The 845-nt window shown below is 38.5% G+C and carries 1 protein-coding gene; it reads right to left on the bottom strand.

Annotated features, from left to right (window positions below; all coding sequences use genetic code 11):
• The coding region (locus DMP16_RS10310; protein WP_143577225.1) for an acyl-CoA dehydrogenase family protein at positions 1-845 on the bottom strand (845 nt) is incomplete at both ends.

The raw sequence follows: 845 nt of genomic DNA on the forward strand, positions 1-845 counted from the left end.
TTACTAACCTCTTTTGCCAATGCCCTTATCGAATTAATCTTAGCTACTGAGTTAGCAAAATACCACCTAATTCCTTGAAAATCATAAAGCTTATTTCCAAACGCTTCTCTAGATCTAGCCCAATTTAGAGCCTCTTCCAATGAAGCCTCAGCTAAACCAATAGCTATTCCCGTTATAGCTAACCTACCTACTTCTAGGACAGAGTTGACCATATTCCAGCCATTATTTATCTCCCCTATCACGTTATCGTTAGATACTTTGCAATCGTGAAAGATCACCTCAGCAGTACCGGTTCCCCTATTACCCATTACTTCAATTTTTCTCGTCTCAATGCAACCATCCCTAGGTACTAAAAAAACTGATAATTCTCTCCTAGTATCCCCTGTTTTAGCTATAGTAACGAAAACATCTGCGTAAAGACCTTGCGTTATCCACATCTTATGTCCTTTAATCTTCCACGAACCGTTATCCTTCTCAGCCTTAGTTTTCATATTTCCTACATCGCTTCCACCGGAAGGCTCTGATAATGCAAAACTACCTATCATTTCCCCCTTTGCTATCGGATCTAAGTAATTCTTCTTTTGACTTTCATTACTGTAGAGTCTTAACATCTCTCCAGCTAGCTCTCCTTGGGCATCCGCTATTAACGCTAAAGATCCGCTAACCTTTGCAATCTCCTCTAATATAATTAACATGTCGTAATGCGATAGACCATTATATAGGGGTAAAAGAAAGCCTAGTTCTCCTAGTTTTTTAACTAGATCTCTGGGGAAACGATCATCCTCATCTATTTTACTTGAAATTTTTTCAACATCTCTTCTTAAGAATTCTCTTAACGTGTTAAC

Source organism: Sulfolobus sp. B1 (assembly GCF_007050195.1).
Classification (GTDB): Archaea; Thermoproteota; Thermoprotei_A; order Sulfolobales; family Sulfolobaceae; genus Saccharolobus.